Genomic DNA, 18,187 nt, shown 5'->3' with positions numbered 1-18,187 from the left:
ACTAATAGGATATCACGAGAAGTAGTACTTACTTGGACGGTGAAGTATATCTCCTAGGGTACTTGCAGTATATCTTCTCCAAGGAGAGGAGTATATGTACGTGTTTTTTCGAAAACACGTACATGTTTTTTGGAAGGACTCGGCATGTAGCAAAATCATGGGTTCAGCCCATAAATCGTAGCCTGTACGGCATGCGATAAGATATAGGCCGCAGGCGTGTCGTTTGAGGGGAAATAGCCTTTGGAGAGCCTCTGGATTACGGGTTCCTTGTTCGTGCCCAGTATCGGGACCAATAAGGGGGCGCCGTTCAAGATAAGCGGTCCCGTCATGGTGATCCGGTATTGGCCGGTAGAAGGTTGCTGGGATACCGCATAGTTACGGCTATCCGACAATAGCTCCATGGTGGTAGGGAAAATGGATGCCGTATGGGAATCCTCACCTACGCCGAGGATGATGCAATCGAACGTAGGCATTTGATTGAACAACGGCAAGAATTCCTTTACGACCCATGAATAACGCATCGCCTCGGTACCCGGCTCGTTCTCGCCCTTGATCCGGTGGATATGATCCGCCGGGATACACAAAGGCTTAAAAAGCAAATGATTCGCATGACCGTAATTACTATCCGGACTCGTTGGTGGAACACAACGCTCGTCCACCCAGAAGAAACGGATGTTATTCCAGTCAATCTTATCCTTATACTCATCTACCCAGAGGGAAAACATATGCTTCGCCGTCTCCCCTCCCGAGAGCGCTAAGTTAAACGGAGCGAAGTCTTTGCGGCGAATCATCGCCATCATGTCCTCCGTCATCGACCGAAGCGCCTCTTTCATCTCATTGTATCTCTTTATTTCCATAAAATTATCTTCTTTGGCAGGCGCAGACTTTCTTTTCCGCACCTAAAATAACAGTTTCCTCCGGTCCGTCCTCGCCCGGCTCATAGAAGAATAAGTTCTTCGAACCCTCCTCTTTCCAATGGAGCAAGATCGGATCGATAAATTTCCAGCTAGCCTCCAAAGCGTCGCTACGAGCATACAGGGTGGAATCGCCCAGCATGGCATCCAGCAACAGACGCTCGTAAGCGTCAGGAAGATAGCTCTTCGAGAGGGAATCGTAGCGGAAGTCCATGCTGACTTGCTTCACCTCGAAACCGGCTCCCGGCATTTTCAGCCCGAACTTCAAGGATATACTCTCGTTCGGTTGGATACGGATGGTCAATTTATTGCAGGAACCTCCCGAACATTGACCGACAAACAGTTGATGGGGCGTAGACTTGAAGTGGATCACTACCTCCGATGACTTCTCCGGCAACTTCTTTCCCGTATAGAAATAGAAGGGCACACCGCTCCAGCGCCAGTTATCGATAAAGAATTTCATCGCCACATACGTCTCGGTATTCGAGTCAGGAGCTACGTTCTTCTCTTCCCGATAACCGATATATTGTCCACGGACAACCATCTTATCCATATCCAACACCGTATACGGGCGTATGGAGCGGAATACTTTCACGATCTCGTCACGAATCGGTTCCGGCTCGAATATAGAGGGAGATTCCATGGCGATAAACGACATCAATTGCATTAAGTGATTCTGGATCATATCCCGCATCGCCCCGGCTCCATCATAATATTTCCCTCGATTCTCCACCCCCAAGGTCTCAGTAGCGCTAATCTCGATGGAATCGATATAATTATGATTCCACAATGGCTCGAAAATACCGTTCGAGAAACGCAATACCAAGATATTCTGCACGGTCTCTTTCCCCAGATAATGGTCAATACGATAAATCTCCTCCTCATGGAAGATATGTCGTAAATGATCATTCAACTGGCGGGCAGACTCCAAGCTGGTGCCAAACGGCTTCTCCACGATGATCCGCCGGAAACCATCCGGAGACTCGGTCTTGTTCAAACCACTCTCCAGCAAACATTGCGGGACGATCTCGTACATCACCGGCGGGGTAGCCAAGTAATAGATGATCTTATCCGGCAAGTCATGTTTCTCTTGCAAGAACTCGATGCGCTCACGCAATTTGTAGTATTCATCGGCGTTGGTGGAATCGAAGGCGAGGTAATAAACATTCTCCAAGAAGTCATCGATCAAGCCCTCGTCGTAGGTCTTTCCCTTCTGTGCCTCCAAGATATGCGTATGTTGCTCCGCACGGAACTCCTCATCGCCATAAGCGGTACGGGCGGCTCCCAAGATGCAGAAGCGGTCGGGTAGCAAGCCACGAACATATAACTCGAACAAAGAGGGAAGCAACTTGCGACTGGTAAGATCGCCCGACGCCCCGAATATAACTAATAATTGATTATCTGCTTTCTTCATGTCTTTATACGTTATAAGTTCCAGAAACCGTCTTTCCTCCCTCACCCGTCCAGTTGGTATGGAAAAACTTACCACGCTCCCAATCGACCCGCTCATAAGTATGAGCCCCGAAATAATCCCGCTGGGCCTGAATCAAATTAGCGGCGGAATGCGGGGTAGACAGTCCATCGAAATAGCTCAACCCCGAGCTCATCGCCGGCAAAGCCACTCCATGCAAGGCACCCTCGGCTACCACTTGCCGCCAAGCCAACAAGGAAGACTCGATCTTTTGAATAAAGAACTCATCGAATAAGAGGTTCTCCAGATTCCGGTTCTTCTCATAAGCCTGCGTAATTTTCTCCAAAAAGACAGAGCGTATGATACATCCCTTCCGCCAAATCTTGGCGATCGTACCGTAATCCAACTGCCAATCATATCGCTTGGAGGCTTGGTACAACAAAGAGAATCCCTGCGCATAGGAAACCAACTTAGCGGCATACAAAGCCTGCTTGATCTCTTTCTCCGAGATCAAGGTCTGCCCCAGCACGCCACTCTTCGGATAAAGCGAGGACGCTTTTTTCCGTTCTTCCTGCATGGAAGAAAGCATACGGGCATAAACAGCCTCGGTAATCAATGTCAGCGGATCATTCTCGTCCATAGCGGCGATAGCGCTCCATTTACCGGTACCCTTCTGGCCGGCGGCATCCAATATCTTATCTAGCAGGTAGCCCTCCCCCGCCTCGTCCTTGAAGCGGAGAATATCGGCCGTAATACCGATCAGGTAGCTATCCAGCTCTCCCGTGTTCCAATCCTCAAAGATACGAGCCAAGGCCTCATTGTCCAGATCCAGACGATTCTTCAATAAGGAATACGCCTCGGAAATCAACTGCATATCTCCATACTCGATACCATTGTGTACCATTTTCACGAAATGGCCGGCTCCACCCGGACCAATCCATTGGCAACAAGGCGTCCCGTCGTCCAGCTTGGCGGCGATGCTTTGCAAGACATCCTTCACCAAAGGCCAAGCGGCAGGCGAACCACCCGGCATCACGGAAGGCCCGTACAAGGCTCCGATCTCGCCTCCGGAGATTCCGGTACCTACGAAGTACATCCCATGCGCCTCCATCTCCTTCACCCGGCGTTCCGTATCATGGAAATCCGAGTTACCACCATCAATAATCACGTCGCCGGGTGATAAGTAAGGAATCAATTGAGCCATCAGCTCATCCACCGGGGCACCCGCTTTTACCATCAGCATAATCTTGCGAGGACGCTCGATAGACTCAACAAATTCCTGTATCGTATGGGTTCCTATAAAATTCTTTCCTTTTCCACGACCGCTCATGAAGCGGTCTACCACGCCTTCCTCTCCCGGCGCTGTACGATTATAAACGGATACGGCGAACCCCTTACTTTCCATATTCAACGCAAGGTTCTCGCCCATCACAGCCAAGCCGATTAATCCAATATTTGATGTTTTCATATTTATGTTTTTATTTTATTAATCCAAATAAATCATTTAAAGCCTCACTCATCGACGGATGGGTGAATATCGAATCCCGAAGGAATGTGTAATCTTGCCCGAGACGCATCGCCAAGCTAACCGTATTTATGACTTCGCTGGACTCGGCGCAGAATAAGGTACATCCTAGGATCTTCCCGGTATCCGCATCTACCACGGCTTTCAGCAAGCCATCCGTCTGCTCGATGGTACGGGTACGAGGCATAGCGGCGGCAGGCAGGCTGGCCACCTTTATATTTTTCTCCATCTTACGGGCTTGCGTCTCGTTCAACCCGACATGGGCCAACGGAGGATCGATGAATACGGAATAAGCCACTGCTTCCCGATCGTCCAAGCTCCGGAAACCATTACCAAACAGCTCTTCCCGGATAATACGGTAATCATCCAAAGACAGATAGGTGAATTGTAATCCGCCATGTACATCCCCGATCGCCCAGATATTAGGGATATTGGTACGCAACTTACTATCCACCTCGATAGCGCCACGATTAGTCGTCTGTATTCCGGCGGCCTGCAGATTTAGGCTTTCCGTATTCGGTTTACGGCCGGTAGCCAAAAGCACCGCCTCGGCTTCCAGTCGCAAGGTATCTCCCGAGATAGCGTTACGGCAGATCACCGCAGCCCGCTCAACATCCTGCTCAATCGTCTGCACAACCGTGTTCAAATGAATGGTGATCCCTTTTTTCTCTAGCGTGGACTTCACCGAATCGGCGATGTCCCGGTCCTCACGAGGGATGAACACCTCCCCTGCCTCCAAGATCGTTACCTTCGACCCAAAACCGGCGAACATGGAAGCGAATTCCAGCCCGATATATCCGCCTCCGACAATAACCAGATGCCGTGGCAGTTTCTCCAATTCCATAATGGAAGTACTTGTATATACGTAAGGATTATCCTCGATACCGCTTATCGTAGGAATAATCGTCGTGGCTCCGGTATTGATGAATATCTTCTCGCCTTCCAGCAAGAAAGAGTCCGTATCCGTTTTCACGACAATCTCATAAGGGGAACGAAAAGAAGCCTCTCCGGTATAGACCGTTACGGTCTCCCGATCATCCAGATTCTTGAAATTCTTCTCACGAAGCAAAGAGGTCAGTTTCTCCTTGGCGAGGATCGCCTGCTTAAACTCCTCCGCATATTGCTCGAAGGTAGAAGGTCTGCGATACCCTGTCACTTGAGCGTAATGTACAAGCGCTTTCGTCGGTATACAGCCGATATTGATACAAGTACCTCCGTACATACCCGTCGAACGCTCCACCACAGCTACATTCCATCCATGGTTGGCCAAATCCGCCGCCAAGGTTTTTCCACCTTTCCCAAAACCAATAATAATCGCATCGTACTTTTTCATCTCTGATTTATCTTCTTTTCGTTAGACATTAAAATAACATTCGTTTTAACCTAATTGTTGCGAATTTCATATTGCAAAAATAGCTCCAGCCCCTATTTTACAAAATGGCTGTTCAACCTATAAGTTTAGCCATTTTTCCCGAAACAACAAAATAACGGACAATATGCTTCGCCTCATCCTTCTCTACGCCACCTAACGCACTCGTTAAGTCCACCGGAAAATATACATTTATGGACTATGTAAAGGTAGGGTTACCTTTACAAATCGTGATGGGAATCGTGATGGTATTTATATCACCTTTATTATTCCCATTCTAAACATTCGCACATGCATTTTAGTTTTATATTTGCAGTTGTAAAACAGTACAAGAAAATTTATGGATATACCGTTTAAACCGATTAGGTTAGAAGACAAAGAGATCATAACCTCATTTACATTTCCCAGCGATTATCGCAATTGTGATTTCTCATTCGCGAACATGTGCAGTTGGCGTTTCTTATATGACAGCGAATTCGCTATCGTGGATGGCTATTTATTAATCCGTTTCATGATCGAGGACAAGAGCCGTTTCGCCTATATGATGCCTGTCGGGGATGGAGATTTAGCGGGTGCCGTTCGTTTGCTGGAAGAGGATTCCTTAAAATATGGACATCCGCTCTGTATGCTGGGTATCACCCCCGACGCCAAGGAGCAACTGGAAGGCGCACTTCCCGGAAGCTTTTTCTATATCCCGGAGCGGGATTATTTCGACTATATTTATTTACGGGAGGATTTAGCTACCTTACGGGGTAAGAAATATCAATCCAAGCGTAATCATATCAATAATTTCAAGAAACGTTATTCGTACGAGTATGTCCCTATCACGCCGGATATCGTACCGCAATGCCTGAAACTGGAATGTAAATGGTATAAGGCAAATAATGGAGATAATGACGAGGAAGAGCTTAATGACGAACGTCGCTCCCTTACCTATGCCTTGCATCATTTTGACAGCCTAGGCCTGATCGGTGGCGCTCTCCGGGTGGATAACGAGATTATCGCTTTCTCTTTCGGGGCCCCTATCAACCATAATACATTCGGGGTTCACGTGGAGAAAGCGGATGTGAATTTCGACGGTGCCTATACGGTGATTAACCAAGAGTTCGCTTCTCACCTTCCGGAACAGTATACTTACGTGAACCGGGAGGAGGATCTCGGCATACCGGGGTTGCGCCAAGCGAAGCTTTCTTATCAGCCTACCATACTATTAGAGAAGAGTGCCGCAATAAAAAAGCAACTTACGCAAACTAAATAAATTATGGACAAGAAACAACAAATCGTAAACTTATGGCGTACCTGCTTCGGGGATTCCGAGGCATTTATCAGCCTTTATTTTGATCGTGTTTACAAGGACGAGAACGCAATGACCATCGAGAAGGACGGTAAAATAGTATCTGCCTTGCAGATAGTTCCTTATACGATGACTTATTTGGGTACCGAGATCTCGGTAGGCTATATCTCTGGGGCATGCACGACTCCGGAAGAAAGAGGGCAAGGGCTTATGCGACAACTCTTGCAAGAGACATTCGAGGAAATGGAACGGCGTGAGATCGCTATCTCCGCCTTAATCCCTGCCGATCCTTGGTTATTCGACTATTATAGGGAACAGGGTTATACCGAGGCATTCGATTATTCCGTAGAGACATATATCCGCCCGAATACGCCGGTTCAACTCCCGAAGATAACGGTTATCCAACCGGAGGTACCGACAACCGACGAATTGTTCGCTTATTTCAACCGCAAATTACGTGAACGCCCTTCCTGTATCTTGCACTCGCAGGATGATTTCATCACAATACTCCGGGATCTGCAATTAGATAACGGAGGAATGTACACAGCCTTGGACGAGAACGAGAAGGTGGTTGGCATGGCTTTCGCACTGCCTCTTGAGGCGGGTACAGCGCCGTCCGACAAAAAGCTTTTTATCAAGGAACTTCTTTACGACTCGGAAGAGATCAAGGAATTACTATTGCAAGAGCTTACCCTGCAAAATAACATATCGCAAGCGACGGTCAATACCCCTCCCACCCCTCCGGGTACCTTACCTATGGGTATGGCCCGCATCATCGACACGAAACGCATGATCCACCTCTGGCTATCCAAACAACACGAAAGCCCCGTCTCCAAAAAAGACTTGGAACAAATGGATAACCAAACGCTAACACGACAGTTGATGGGGTACCAAGGGAGGACGGCTTATATGAGTTTGATGCTGGACTGACAAAGAAAATCCCCTAGCTAAGACGATTTTTGGCTAGGGGATTTTATATATAAATATATAACTACTATTATTTCTTTACCGGCTTATGATAAACATATTTCTCTTCCGGATTCATATACCAATTTTTCTGGCTTGTGCCTGATGAAGCAGACCATTCCTTAAATGCCGGGTATGCTTGATCAATAGAAACGACTTCTGACGCATATTTAAAATCACTCATCGGGATAATAAATCCCCACATTGTCTTATCTGAATTGTCAGGGTCATTAGCAACATAATTATTTGTCTCAGCTTTAACCCGATCAGTCGGTTTATAACCAGCCAAATGGACTTCTGAACGATTCTGGGCATTACCACCATTTACTATAAAGAAATTCAAATAGAACATATCCAGATCATCTGATGAAACAGGACTGTTGAATTCGACCTCATATTGCAAAGTTCTTATGCCATAATCGTTAGCATTATTAAATGTATTCACGGGCACTCGCTTATCCACATTACCCATAATCCTATGCGCATCATCAAACAAAGGTAGCACCGCAGCAGAAGGATTCGACTCTATTTCATTTGCCGATTCAAAATATCCATTATTGGCAAACACGCCATTCGGCACAGAAGCTTTCGTTATCTTGGCGGTCGTTAATCTATCAAACTGGATACCTGCTCCCAATGTCTTTGTAGCTCCTACCGCAATCAAGTTGACAGTTAAGATCATACTTTCTACATTGTTTGCGCCGTCCATAACCAATTGACTCTGTATGCCCAACACCAAATCATTCATATCATAATCACCAAAAGCAGGCCAATTATCTTCCATGGCGAATGTATAGTAGGGACCATTGGGAACTTCTATCGGATAATTAGGATTAGAAGGAGGATTTGTCGAACCTTGATTACCATCACCCGTGCAATCGCCCGCAGGAATTGCAATTGAAGCGTTTTTATCAACCTGCTTACTTCCACCAGACAACGTTAGATTTTTCGAAAGTTCATTCCCTTTCCATAAGTCTCCCAACAATTCCAAATTCCCATCCAACGAAAGCGTTCCTCCCGATAAATTAATTTGCGTGAAATCCAATAAGGCATAATCTGAATCCTTACACTCTATCTTGTTCCAACTTTTAAAAGATGCCAAATTCTGCCCTGACACATCATCTGTATCCGTAATTCTGAAAATCGAGTATTTTTCCATTTCACACTCAATCTCTTTCGCATCCATATATCTTGCTTCAAGCAGAGTAGAAGCACCCAAGAACATACCAACATTGTAAAGCGAAAGTCCGGCTTCAACATTAATCTTACAATGATTCTCTATCCGTCCACCATTGCCACTATTTTCTGCTGTCATATTAATATTAGTAGCCTTAATCGTACCATAATTTATTAGCTCAACAGCATGATTTTTCGATCTATATCCCGAAAGAATTACTTCTCCATAGTTCTCAAGATCATAATCAACTAATTTGTAAGCGGGTTTAAAACTATCATCCGGCTCTCCAAACTTCGCTCCACTTTTCACAACCAGCCTAGCGCCGTTACCTTGTGATTGTCTATCAGCTTCAAGGATTTTCAAACTACCCTTCTGGTCCAAAACAATAGTAGCCCCACTGCTTCCTATAAGAGTTGAGACAGACAATGCCCCTTCTACATATAATGTCACACTTCCGACCAGAGTAAGGGCCTTTGCCTCATAACCTTCTCCGACAAGCTTATACTCCCCTTCATACAAAGTAATAGAACCTTTATCCTTAGAAGCCATATTAAAAAACTCCTGGGCAGAAATCAATCTAGCTTTTCCTGAATTATAATTATCTTCTCCACTTCTCAATAAAGATTTAGTTGTTGTACCAACGGCAGAAGCTGGCTTAAAATCGCAAGCCAGATCCTTCATTGAGGGATCTACTAATACGGTCTTCACCGATTTTCCTTTTCGGGGATCAATCTGCATAATGTAAATTGTTTCTAAAGCTTGGGGCAATGTCATCGTGCGAACATACGGCTTATTCCCGTTGGCCACACCACCATATAATGGTTTAGCATCATCGGCATAGAAAGGATTCACGTCATATACCCATACTTGGTAATCATACTGGCCATTGAACTCATCATTCACCTCTACGGTTAAAGTCATTTGACGAATAGTAGCTGTCGATTGATTGAAATCATTAGGCAAAGACGGATCCGGCTTCTCCGGAGTAGGCGGAACCGGATCCGGCTTAGGTTCGTACACATCGGTAGTACACGCCGCCAATAGAACGCAAAGCGCGATAGCGACACATTTCATTGTTGATTTAATCATTGTTTTCATATCATTGAAGTTTTATTATTCACCTATCCCCTATAAACATTCAGTAATCCACAACCTTGTCAATACAGCGTCATTTTGGCGTTGGCAAGACATTCATCATCATTGGTTGCCAATCATAGAATCGATATATTATTTATTGAACAACAAAAGGATGTGCCTTAAAGCACATCCTCCGCATAACTAGTTCTTCATTCTGTTTTGTTTGTAAAGAGATCATATTTTATTACATTGTCCTCTACATAATTTAAATACCACCCCGGCGTATTATCACCTTTAATCCAACTCCCGAAACCCTCATAAGCATCATCGATACGAATCGTCTCTTTAGGATAAGTAGCGAAATCTTGTGAAGGTATACTTAAAGCCCACATCAAACCAGTCTCATTCGACACATAGTCTGCCGTACTATTATCACTAGATGCGGCTTTATCCGTACCTTTATAACCCGCTATATGAACTTCATTTCTACGATCAGAATCAAAGCCATTGGTAACAATAAAGAGATTAAAATTATTAACGTTCATGACTCCATCAATAGGTGTATTGAAATTAACTGTCACTTCGTTCACTACAGGCTCAGCTGTTATCTTATAAGTATTAATAGGTGTTCTTTCCGAGCTACCTAATAGAGAATGTGCATCCGAGAACAACTGGATCACAGCATTCGTCTGTCCTTGCTCAGCGCCAGAAACCGCCGAAGCGGGAATACCATCCAATTGGAAACCAACCCCAATTTGCTTTGTAGCGCCGGTGGCATATAGCGTATAGATGATTTTAGCAGACTCCGTCTTGCCCCCGATCTTTTTATTATTTATCTGGATACCTATTACCAAATCATTCATATCATAATCGCCGGTAGTAGGCCAATTATCCTCAAATAAATAAGTATAAGGTAAAGTCTCAACTTCTTCATACGACGGATCTTGATCTCCATCTCCTTCTCCCGGATTCTGATTTCCTGAATTTTTATTACAATCATCTTCATCTATCTCTACAGATGCTTGTCCTTGCGCAAATGTAGCCGGAGCATTCAGTTTATAATAGTTTACATTCTTGTCATGATGATCACATTCGATCTCAAGCATACCTGAATACTCTACACTATTCCAACCACCTAATATTACCTTATTTGCTCTAAACAACGCATATTCCGGGCTATCAGACGTACCTGATATGTAATTTGTTTGCGTCGTAAAATGCACTCCAGCATCTTTATCATCATCAGTACAATCAAAAATGGAAAACGCATCCATATACATGTGCAAACCACCAGCCGTAAATTTATCACACTCAAAACCAGAATAGGAAGCTAAAATTATAGTTCCACCGTTAACATCGCATATATCCGTCTCAAAAACACAAGCGTTATATATCTCTCCATTTGTTAACATCAATGTTTTCTCTATATCAAATTCTCCATAATTTACAATGAGGTTTGTTTTATCAGTAGTAGACAGCCCACCTGTAATGTCCATTTCTCCATCATTATAAATTGAAGCACTTGAAGTTAAAGCCAAAGAATAATTTCCATTTGCCTTCTTTCCATTCAACTCAACATCTCCATGATTAATCAATCTTGATTGAGCCGTGAAAGACAAGCTCAATTTTTTGTCATCATCATCATCTCCTAAAGAGCCATCCTTTTCTACCGCTATTTGAGCGTTACCCACACAGTTCAATACTATATTGTTTTTACCAGCAGTCAACTCGCCATCACTTAATATATAAATCTTCGCATTATTCTGCAAAGTTAAGTAATCAGTGGTTAGTTTGGCTTCACCTTTTATATATAAGCTAAAATTCCCCTCTCCCGGTAAAGAACTTATATTCAACTTTGCATCCTTGTTTACGATATATTTTCCTCCAGTTTTAATTTGTTGCTTTCCACTAATCGCAGTCGCACCTGACGGACTAAAATCAACCTCTGGCATTTCGTAACTTGCGCTACGCAACACTGAACCAGAAGAGCTTTTAGTATTGGCAATCGAACCCAAATTACAAACCATATCACCATCTTGAACAGGAAAAGCATAAACTCTTTTTCTCTTAAAGGGATCAGTTTGACGTATAAAGATTTCATTTTCAGAATCCGGAATACTTATATTCACGTTAAATGGAACTTTACTATTCACTTTCTGTCCTGCCAGCAATCTCGCCCTTTCATCAATAGCTGGATTGCCAGCAAAGGCCTCTATTGTATAATAATATTTTCCATCATAAGCATCGACTATATTTACAGTCAAGTTTCTCGACTTGGATATCGAGTTCACTATATCCACAATTGGATTTTCCGGAATCTCCGGCTCCGGAGTTGGAGTAGGATCCGGCTTCGGCTCATACACATCCGCCGTACAAGCGGCCATCAGCGCCGCGAACAGGAACAGCGCCATGAACTTCACTTTCGTAAAAATACATCTCTTCATATGCTTAATCATTAAATATTTCCCCTATAACACTGTTAAAAAAAAAAGTTGTATATTTTAATCAACTTGTTGAGTATTATCGACAGCAAAGGTAGACTTTATTATGACACGAAGTCCTTCAACAGGCAAACATTATTACATCAATTAACTATAATTAATAACATATCCAATAAAAAGCCATTGATAAATAGACAATATTTATCTCATGCCGTATTAAAAAAGAATAAAAAACACACTTTTACCCCCCTACTCCAGCCACTCAAGCAACTCCTTACGCCAAGACTCCCGTTCACGGCGAAGGCGGTCGGTGTCGGAAGGGATAAGGCCCTTGGCGATCTTCTCGTCGTAATAGCGGAGGATATGGCGGTGGGCGATGATGAGTTGCTCGAGGGACAGCGCCTCGTTGGGCTGGAGTTGATCCATTCATGCCCGCGCGAAAACGCCGTGACGGATATGTAGTTCCCGCTCGAAGGTATGCCGCATGCGGGGATAAAGGCGGTCCAGATAAGTGAGTACACGTACGGTTAGCGCACGGGAGGTTTGGGATGTTCCGGTTTTTTCCATGTAGAATTCTTTTTTGAATGTTTTAGCATATTATGTCCCCTGCAGGGACACTTTCTTGGCCAAGCAAGCGGAAAGGCCTTAATTTGAGCAAAATTAATAATTTATTTTCATATGGAACAACTACAATTACCTGTTTACGCCTCTTGCGTGTCGAAAGAGGAGCCGAGAATGGAGACAATCCTTGAGATATACAACCGGATCGTGGGCGAGGAGCTGCGACCGACGACCGAGGAGTACAGGCGTGCCATGCGGAAAGGCGACCCCGAAGTGACGGCGAGGATGAAGCGGACGGCATTTCCCGCCTTGATGCCCGCCTGCGTATGCGCCGGATTCCGGCGAAAGGAGTGCGTAACGCGATATACGGGGCTTTGCCAAGTAGACTTCGACAAGGTGCCCGCAGAGCGGACGCATGAGGTGGCGCTCCGTCTCAAGGCCTTGCCCGAGACCCTTCTCCTCTATCGCTCGATGGGCAACGGCCTCCACCTGCTCTACCGCTACGAGGGCGATTACCGGCAGGCCTTCCGGCAAGGCAACCAATATTTCGCCGAGCAGGCGTCGCTCCCCTACGACCCGTCGTGCGAGCCGATCGTGCATCTCAGCTCGTTATGCCACGACCCGGAGGCTTATCTCAACCTCTCGGCAACGGCTTTCGTACCCGACGGGCATGGCGAACGTCCCGAGCCGGTGCGGACTACCTCCGGCATCTCTCCCGAGACCGCGGGGAACTCCGGCGGGACGACGCCCTTGACCTCCGACGAGATCTGCCGCCACGCACGAGAGCTGGTGGAGCGGCGGATGCCATTCATGCAGGGGCAACGGCATAACCACCTCGTGCGCCTCTGCTACTTGCTGAACGACTACGGCGTGTCCGAAAGCGATACCGAGATGTGGATCGCCATGAACTACGCCGACTATCGCGACGAGAACCCCGCCCTCCTCGTCCGCTCCGTCTACCAACGGGCCACGGCCAGCTTCGGGTGCCGCGAGAGCCCTTCCCACCGCCCTTCCGCCCGGAAGGCCAAGGACACCAAGACCTCCGGGGGGCGGAAGGCACGGGTGGCCGACGAGGGCGAGACGGATGACGGGAGGAGGAAAATGACACGCACCGAGATCGTGGAGCAATTCCTGCGAGGCAAGCCCCTGCGCTACGATATCATCAGCCAGAAGACGCAGCGCAACACGGAATCCTCCCCCAACGCGAATTGGAAGGATATGACAGACCGCGACACCAACTCGCTCTACTGCGAGTGTTGCCGGACGACCTCCCAGAACATCAACCAGCCCACCTTCCGTGCCGTGCTGAGCAGCGACATCATCCACGAGGTACACCCGCTGCGCGAGTTCATAGAGGAGCTGCCGCCTTGGGACGGGCATACGGACTATATCTCCCAAGCGAGCGGCATGGTGCACGTGAAAGACCCCGCCAAGCAGTCCCTCTGGACCTCCTGCTTCAAGAAATGGTTCGTGGCCATGGTAGCCTCATGGATGGCCGACGAGGTGACGAACCATGAGATACTGGTGCTCATCGGGCGGCAAGGTATCTACAAGACCACGTGGATCGACCGGCTGATGCCCCCCCAGCTCGTCCGTTACCGTAGCAAGCAGAGCGCCACCGGACGGCTGGACAAGGATGAGATGCTACGTTTCTGCGAGTTCGGGCTGATCAACATGGACGAGATCGACAGCATGCCGGATCGCGAGGTGAATACCCTGAAGTCGCTCATCACCTCGGACGACATCATCGTACGGGCCGTCTACGCCACGAACAAGGAGCGTCGCATACGCCTCGCCTCCTACGCCGCCAGCGGCAATAAGGAGCAATTCCTCACCGATACCTCGGGCAACCGCCGCTGGCTCCCTTTCGAGATCGAGAGCATCGACTCGCCCTTCGAGCATCCTCTCCCCTACGCCGGGATATACGCCCAAGCCTACCAGCTCTCGAAAGACGGCTTCCGGCATTGGTTCGATCTCGACGAGATAAAGGGCCTCGAGGAGCACGTGGAGGGCTTCATGGAGGAGACCAACGAGGGGCAGTTGATCCCCGTTTACTTCGCCGTGCCCACGCCCGGGCAGGAAGAGGCCGGCAACGCCATCTTCCTCACCCTAGCCGAGATCGGCGCCAAGCTGACCGTATGGGGCGCCATCCGCAGGCCGCTCAGCCTCCGGCAGCTGGGCAAGGTGATGACGAAGCAGGGATTCAGGTGCGTAAGGAGGGGAAACGGCAAGCAAACCGGTTATCTGGTGATCGAGAAAACCTCTACCTTCATCGAGGCCGAGCGTAAATTGAAAGCCCACTGACAAGCGGCCCGGGGCGTGGCCGGGGGTACGATGGTACGATTCGATTCAATATCTTATTAAAATTTTTAGGTTTTTGATATAATAGATTGATAAACAATATTATACAGACCTGTTTTTTATACGGTGAGCGCTTGGATCCAATCGTACCATCGTACCGTAAGGAAGCCTGATCGCTCATATACAAGGATTTGTGTTTTTCAGGAAAATCCGTAATCGTACCGAATCGTACCCTACCATCGAGGCTTACGGGTCCCCCCCCGCAAACCCAAGGTTTACGCCCCCCAAACCCAAGGTTTACGACTCGTAAGCCTTAGGGTTATATAGGCCTAGCCCCCCGGAAAAAGGGCATGCGATATCCGGCGAAACCCTTTGTATTTCAATAATAATTCCGTATCTTAGGGGTATGGAAACAACATTCAGGATACGGCCCTACGGACGGATGGAACTGGCGCAAGCCTACCTGCCCGCCATGACTCCCAAGGCGGCTCACCGCAAGTTACAACACTGGATAGCGATCTATCCCGGGCTGGCAGATCGCCTCCACGACATGGGCTACCGGCCCACCGAGCGCCTCTACTCCCCCGCCATGGTACGGGCCATCGTAGAGGCGCTGGGTGAGCCTTAATTCCCTTTAACCTCCCCCTATTCCCTCGAACTCCCCATAAGTCGCAACTCGATACGGCAGCGACGTATCTTTGTGACATCATCAAAAACAATAGGTTATGATCAGATTCATGAAATTCCAGAACAAGAACGAGAAGAACCAGACGGCCTTCGGGAAATGGTACGCACGTGCCGTGTGCGACGAGACCGTAGACATCAAGGGGCTAGCCGCACACATGGCCAGCCACAACACCCCTTACTCCACAGGCGCCATCCACGGCATGCTGAAGGACATGGTAAACTGCACCAAGGAGTTGCTGCTGGACGGCAAGAACGTAAAGATCGACGACCTCGCCATCTTCTCCGTAGGCCTGCATACCACGGGGGCCCCTACCGCCGATGATTTCAACGCCAACACCAACATCACCGGCGTACGCCTCCGGGCGAGGGCTACCGGCAACCTTACTCCCACGACGCTGAAACTCGACGTGAAAATCAGGGAACTCACCGAGTATGGGGCAAGCGAGAATAAGGGAAGCGATAGCGAGAGCCCGGATGAGATCTGAGGAATCGGGAATTGAAAAAACGGGGTATTAATCATTCATTATTTATAATATGGAACAAGAGAAGAAAAAGTCTGTATGGGGAGTTATCATCAAGGTAATCATAGCCGTAGCCACCGCCTTGGCGGGAACGTTGGGCTTAACCGCCTGCGGAGTATGGTAGCCTCGTGTTTTTACCAGAATTACAGGGAGGTGCGCCTCCTTGTAATCCATTGCAGCGCCACTCGTTACGACCGTGATTTCCCGGTGGAAGCCCTTAGGGCCTCCCACAAGGCCCGGGGATTCGCCGACATCGGCTATCATTTCTACGTCACCCGCGACGGCGAGATACACCGCTGCCGTCCACTGAACCAGATCGGGGCGCACGCCGCCGGCTGGAACGACCAAAGCGTCGGTATCTGCTACGAGGGGGGGCTGGACGAGAGCCTCCAACCCACCGACACCCGTACCTACGCCCAAAAATGCGCCCTCATGGACCTGCTCCGCCAATTGAGGAGGGATTATCCGAAGGCTAAGATCCTAGGCCATTACCAATTAAGCCCCTACATCCGGAAAGCCTGCCCTTGCTTCGACGCACGTAGCGAATACGCTGAGTTATAAGGGGAGGAAGGGGTTATCAATCCAACTGATAAATCTTCAGCTTATTGTAAAGCGTCTTCCGGTCGATGCCCAATAACTGGGCCGCACGAGTCTTATTATTGCCGCACTCTTGGAGGGCCTTACGGATAAGGTCACGTTCATGCTCCACGTTCTTAAGCTGGATGTTGGTGTGCGAAGAGAGGTTCTCCGTCAGTTCCTCCGGGAGTTCCTTGCGGGTGATGTATCGACCGGTCGCCAATAAGGTAGCGTACTTGATAACGTTCTTCATCTGCCGCAGGTTACCCGGCCAAGAATAGGATTGGAACAATTGCATGGTATCGTTGTCGAAACCGATGATATCTTTCTGGAGCTCGCTATTCGCCAGATCGAGAAAATGATTGGCGAACAAGAGCAAATCCTCTTTTCGCTCTTTCAAGTCCGGGATACGGATCGTGAACTCATTGATACGATGGTACAGGTCCTCACGGAAATCTCCTTTCTCGATCGCCTGCCGCAAGTTCTCGTTCGTCGCGGATATCAAGCGCACGTTGATAGCGATCTCCTGATTGCTCCCGATCGGCTTTACCTTGCGCTCCTGTAGGGCACGCAATAGCTGAACCTGTACCTCATACGTCAGGTTCCCGATCTCATCCAAAAATATCGTACCGCCTTGAGCCGCCACAAACGCCCCAGTCTTGTTCTCGATCGCCCCCGTAAAAGAGCCTTTCACGTGGCCGAAGAACTCGGAAGCCGCCAATTCCTTGGGGATAGCGCCGCAATCCACGGCGACAAACGGAGCCTTGCTACGATTACTTTGCTCGTGGATCCGACGGGCGATATACTCCTTACCGGTACCGCTAGCGCCGGTCACCAATACCGACATATCCGTCGGAGCCACCAAACGCACATGCTCATAAAGCTGGCGGGCCGCTTGGCTCTGCCCCTCGATATAAAGATCCGGGGCCGAAGAAACCGGGACTCTCGCCGGAGCCTTCTCCTCCACGTGCACAAGTTCCTTGATCTTTCCCAGCAACTCATCCGGGTTCAACGGCTTAGCGATATAATCCGCCGCTCCCAGCTTCATCGCCTGAACCGCCGTTTGTATCTCCGCATAACTGGTCATCATGATAAGGGGTAAGGAAGGATGAGTGCTTTTCAGCCATTTCAATAAGTCGATCCCGTCACTATCCGGCAGGCGTAAATCCGATATAACCAAATCGAACGCTTCCTCCCCCAGCCTCCGTTTAGCATCGGAAACAGAGGACGAGGATATTACGACAAACCCTTTCTTACCCAGCCATGTGGTAAGCATCAAGGAAAAAGTTATATCATCTTCAACGATTAGAATCGACAACATACCCACTCAGATTATTTATAGTAACCACAAAGGTAAATAAATAAAA

The 18,187-nt window shown here is 47.9% G+C and carries 16 protein-coding genes; 8 read left to right on the top strand and 8 right to left on the bottom strand.

Translation table 11 applies throughout. The annotated features are described in order from the left end of the window. Positions 1-155 precede the first annotated feature (155 nt). From pgl to NBH16_RS05775, 4 genes are read right to left on the bottom strand one after another with little or no spacing between them, the layout of a single operon-like run. Positions 156-857, bottom strand: coding sequence for a 6-phosphogluconolactonase (gene pgl, locus NBH16_RS05790; protein ID WP_196008767.1), 702 nt, complete (start codon positions 855-857; stop codon positions 156-158). A gap of 4 nt (positions 858-861) precedes the next feature. Beyond that, on the bottom strand, positions 862-2,328 hold the full coding sequence (zwf, locus tag NBH16_RS05785) for a glucose-6-phosphate dehydrogenase (RefSeq protein WP_005857714.1): 1,467 nt from the start codon (positions 2,326-2,328) through the stop codon (positions 862-864). 4 nt (positions 2,329-2,332) lie between these two features. After that, the gene (gene gnd / locus NBH16_RS05780) at positions 2,333-3,793 is read right to left on the bottom strand and encodes a decarboxylating NADP(+)-dependent phosphogluconate dehydrogenase (RefSeq protein WP_008772422.1); all 1,461 of its coding nucleotides are present in this window, start codon (positions 3,791-3,793) and stop codon (positions 2,333-2,335) included. A gap of 10 nt (positions 3,794-3,803) precedes the next feature. After that, positions 3,804-5,183, bottom strand: a complete 1,380-nt coding sequence (locus NBH16_RS05775; protein WP_008772423.1) for an FAD-dependent oxidoreductase — start codon at positions 5,181-5,183, stop codon at positions 3,804-3,806. A gap of 376 nt (positions 5,184-5,559) precedes the next feature. On the opposite strand from NBH16_RS05775, the gene NBH16_RS05770 reads away from it, so the two are divergent. Both NBH16_RS05770 and NBH16_RS05765 read left to right on the top strand, forming a co-directional pair. Continuing rightward, positions 5,560-6,477: a DUF2156 domain-containing protein gene (locus NBH16_RS05770; protein WP_005863009.1), complete on the top strand. Its 918-nt coding sequence runs from the start codon at positions 5,560-5,562 to the stop codon at positions 6,475-6,477. A 3-nt stretch (positions 6,478-6,480) separates the two neighbouring features. Further along, positions 6,481-7,443, top strand: coding sequence for a GNAT family N-acetyltransferase (locus NBH16_RS05765; protein ID WP_122369415.1), 963 nt, complete (start codon positions 6,481-6,483; stop codon positions 7,441-7,443). Positions 7,444-7,510: 67 nt separating this feature from the next. Here NBH16_RS05765 and NBH16_RS05760 read toward each other — a convergent pair whose 3' ends face one another. Together NBH16_RS05760 and NBH16_RS05755 are read right to left on the bottom strand one after the other, a co-directional pair. Continuing rightward, entirely contained in the window at positions 7,511-9,754 is a 2,244-nt protein-coding gene (locus NBH16_RS05760; protein ID WP_250788215.1) for an LruC domain-containing protein, read from the bottom strand. Between the two features lie 188 nt (positions 9,755-9,942). Then, positions 9,943-12,177, bottom strand: a complete 2,235-nt coding sequence (locus NBH16_RS05755; protein WP_022192213.1) for an LruC domain-containing protein — start codon at positions 12,175-12,177, stop codon at positions 9,943-9,945. A 180-nt stretch (positions 12,178-12,357) separates the two neighbouring features. On the opposite strand from NBH16_RS05755, the gene NBH16_RS05750 reads away from it, so the two are divergent. Next, positions 12,358-12,636 (top strand): hypothetical protein, encoded by a 279-nt coding sequence (locus NBH16_RS05750; RefSeq protein WP_227793754.1) that lies wholly within the window; start codon positions 12,358-12,360, stop codon positions 12,634-12,636. Here the strand turns inward: NBH16_RS05750 and NBH16_RS05745 are convergent. Next, complete coding sequence (locus NBH16_RS05745) at positions 12,601-12,741, bottom strand: hypothetical protein (RefSeq protein WP_154396232.1); 141 nt, start codon at positions 12,739-12,741, stop codon at positions 12,601-12,603. The two genes, NBH16_RS05750 and NBH16_RS05745, sit on opposite strands and share 36 nt — an antisense overlap. A gap of 111 nt (positions 12,742-12,852) precedes the next feature. Between NBH16_RS05745 and NBH16_RS05740 the strand changes: the two genes are divergently transcribed. The 5 genes from NBH16_RS05740 to NBH16_RS05720 all read left to right on the top strand — a co-directional run bounded on the left by NBH16_RS05740 (position 12,853) and on the right by NBH16_RS05720 (position 16,805). Next, the gene (locus tag NBH16_RS05740; protein WP_250788214.1) at positions 12,853-15,039 is read left to right on the top strand and encodes a VapE domain-containing protein; all 2,187 of its coding nucleotides are present in this window, start codon (positions 12,853-12,855) and stop codon (positions 15,037-15,039) included. 403 nt (positions 15,040-15,442) lie between these two features. Continuing rightward, positions 15,443-15,664: a DUF4248 domain-containing protein gene (locus tag NBH16_RS05735; protein ID WP_022192633.1), complete on the top strand. Its 222-nt coding sequence runs from the start codon at positions 15,443-15,445 to the stop codon at positions 15,662-15,664. Positions 15,665-15,761: 97 nt separating this feature from the next. Beyond that, a complete protein-coding gene (locus NBH16_RS05730) occupies positions 15,762-16,208 on the top strand; it encodes an HU family DNA-binding protein (RefSeq protein WP_022192632.1) in 447 nt (148 codons plus the stop codon). 49 nt (positions 16,209-16,257) lie between these two features. After that, positions 16,258-16,368 (top strand): smalltalk protein, encoded by a 111-nt coding sequence (locus tag NBH16_RS05725; protein WP_153188314.1) that lies wholly within the window; start codon positions 16,258-16,260, stop codon positions 16,366-16,368. Beyond that, complete coding sequence (locus NBH16_RS05720; protein WP_044545188.1) at positions 16,362-16,805, top strand: N-acetylmuramoyl-L-alanine amidase; 444 nt, start codon at positions 16,362-16,364, stop codon at positions 16,803-16,805. The genes NBH16_RS05725 and NBH16_RS05720 overlap by 7 nt, the downstream gene beginning before the upstream one ends. Positions 16,806-16,821: 16 nt before the next feature. On the opposite strand, the gene NBH16_RS05715 is transcribed toward NBH16_RS05720, so the two are convergent. Continuing rightward, entirely contained in the window at positions 16,822-18,141 is a 1,320-nt protein-coding gene (locus NBH16_RS05715; RefSeq protein ID WP_057319648.1) for a sigma-54-dependent transcriptional regulator, read from the bottom strand. Between the last annotated feature and the right edge of the window lie 46 nt (positions 18,142-18,187).

This window comes from Parabacteroides sp. Y3-G-102, from assembly GCF_023656845.1.
Taxonomy (GTDB): domain Bacteria; phylum Bacteroidota; class Bacteroidia; order Bacteroidales; family Tannerellaceae; genus Parabacteroides; species Parabacteroides distasonis.
The sequence above is the reverse complement of the archived record's forward strand: the minus strand, read 5'-3'. Positions and strand labels throughout refer to the sequence as shown.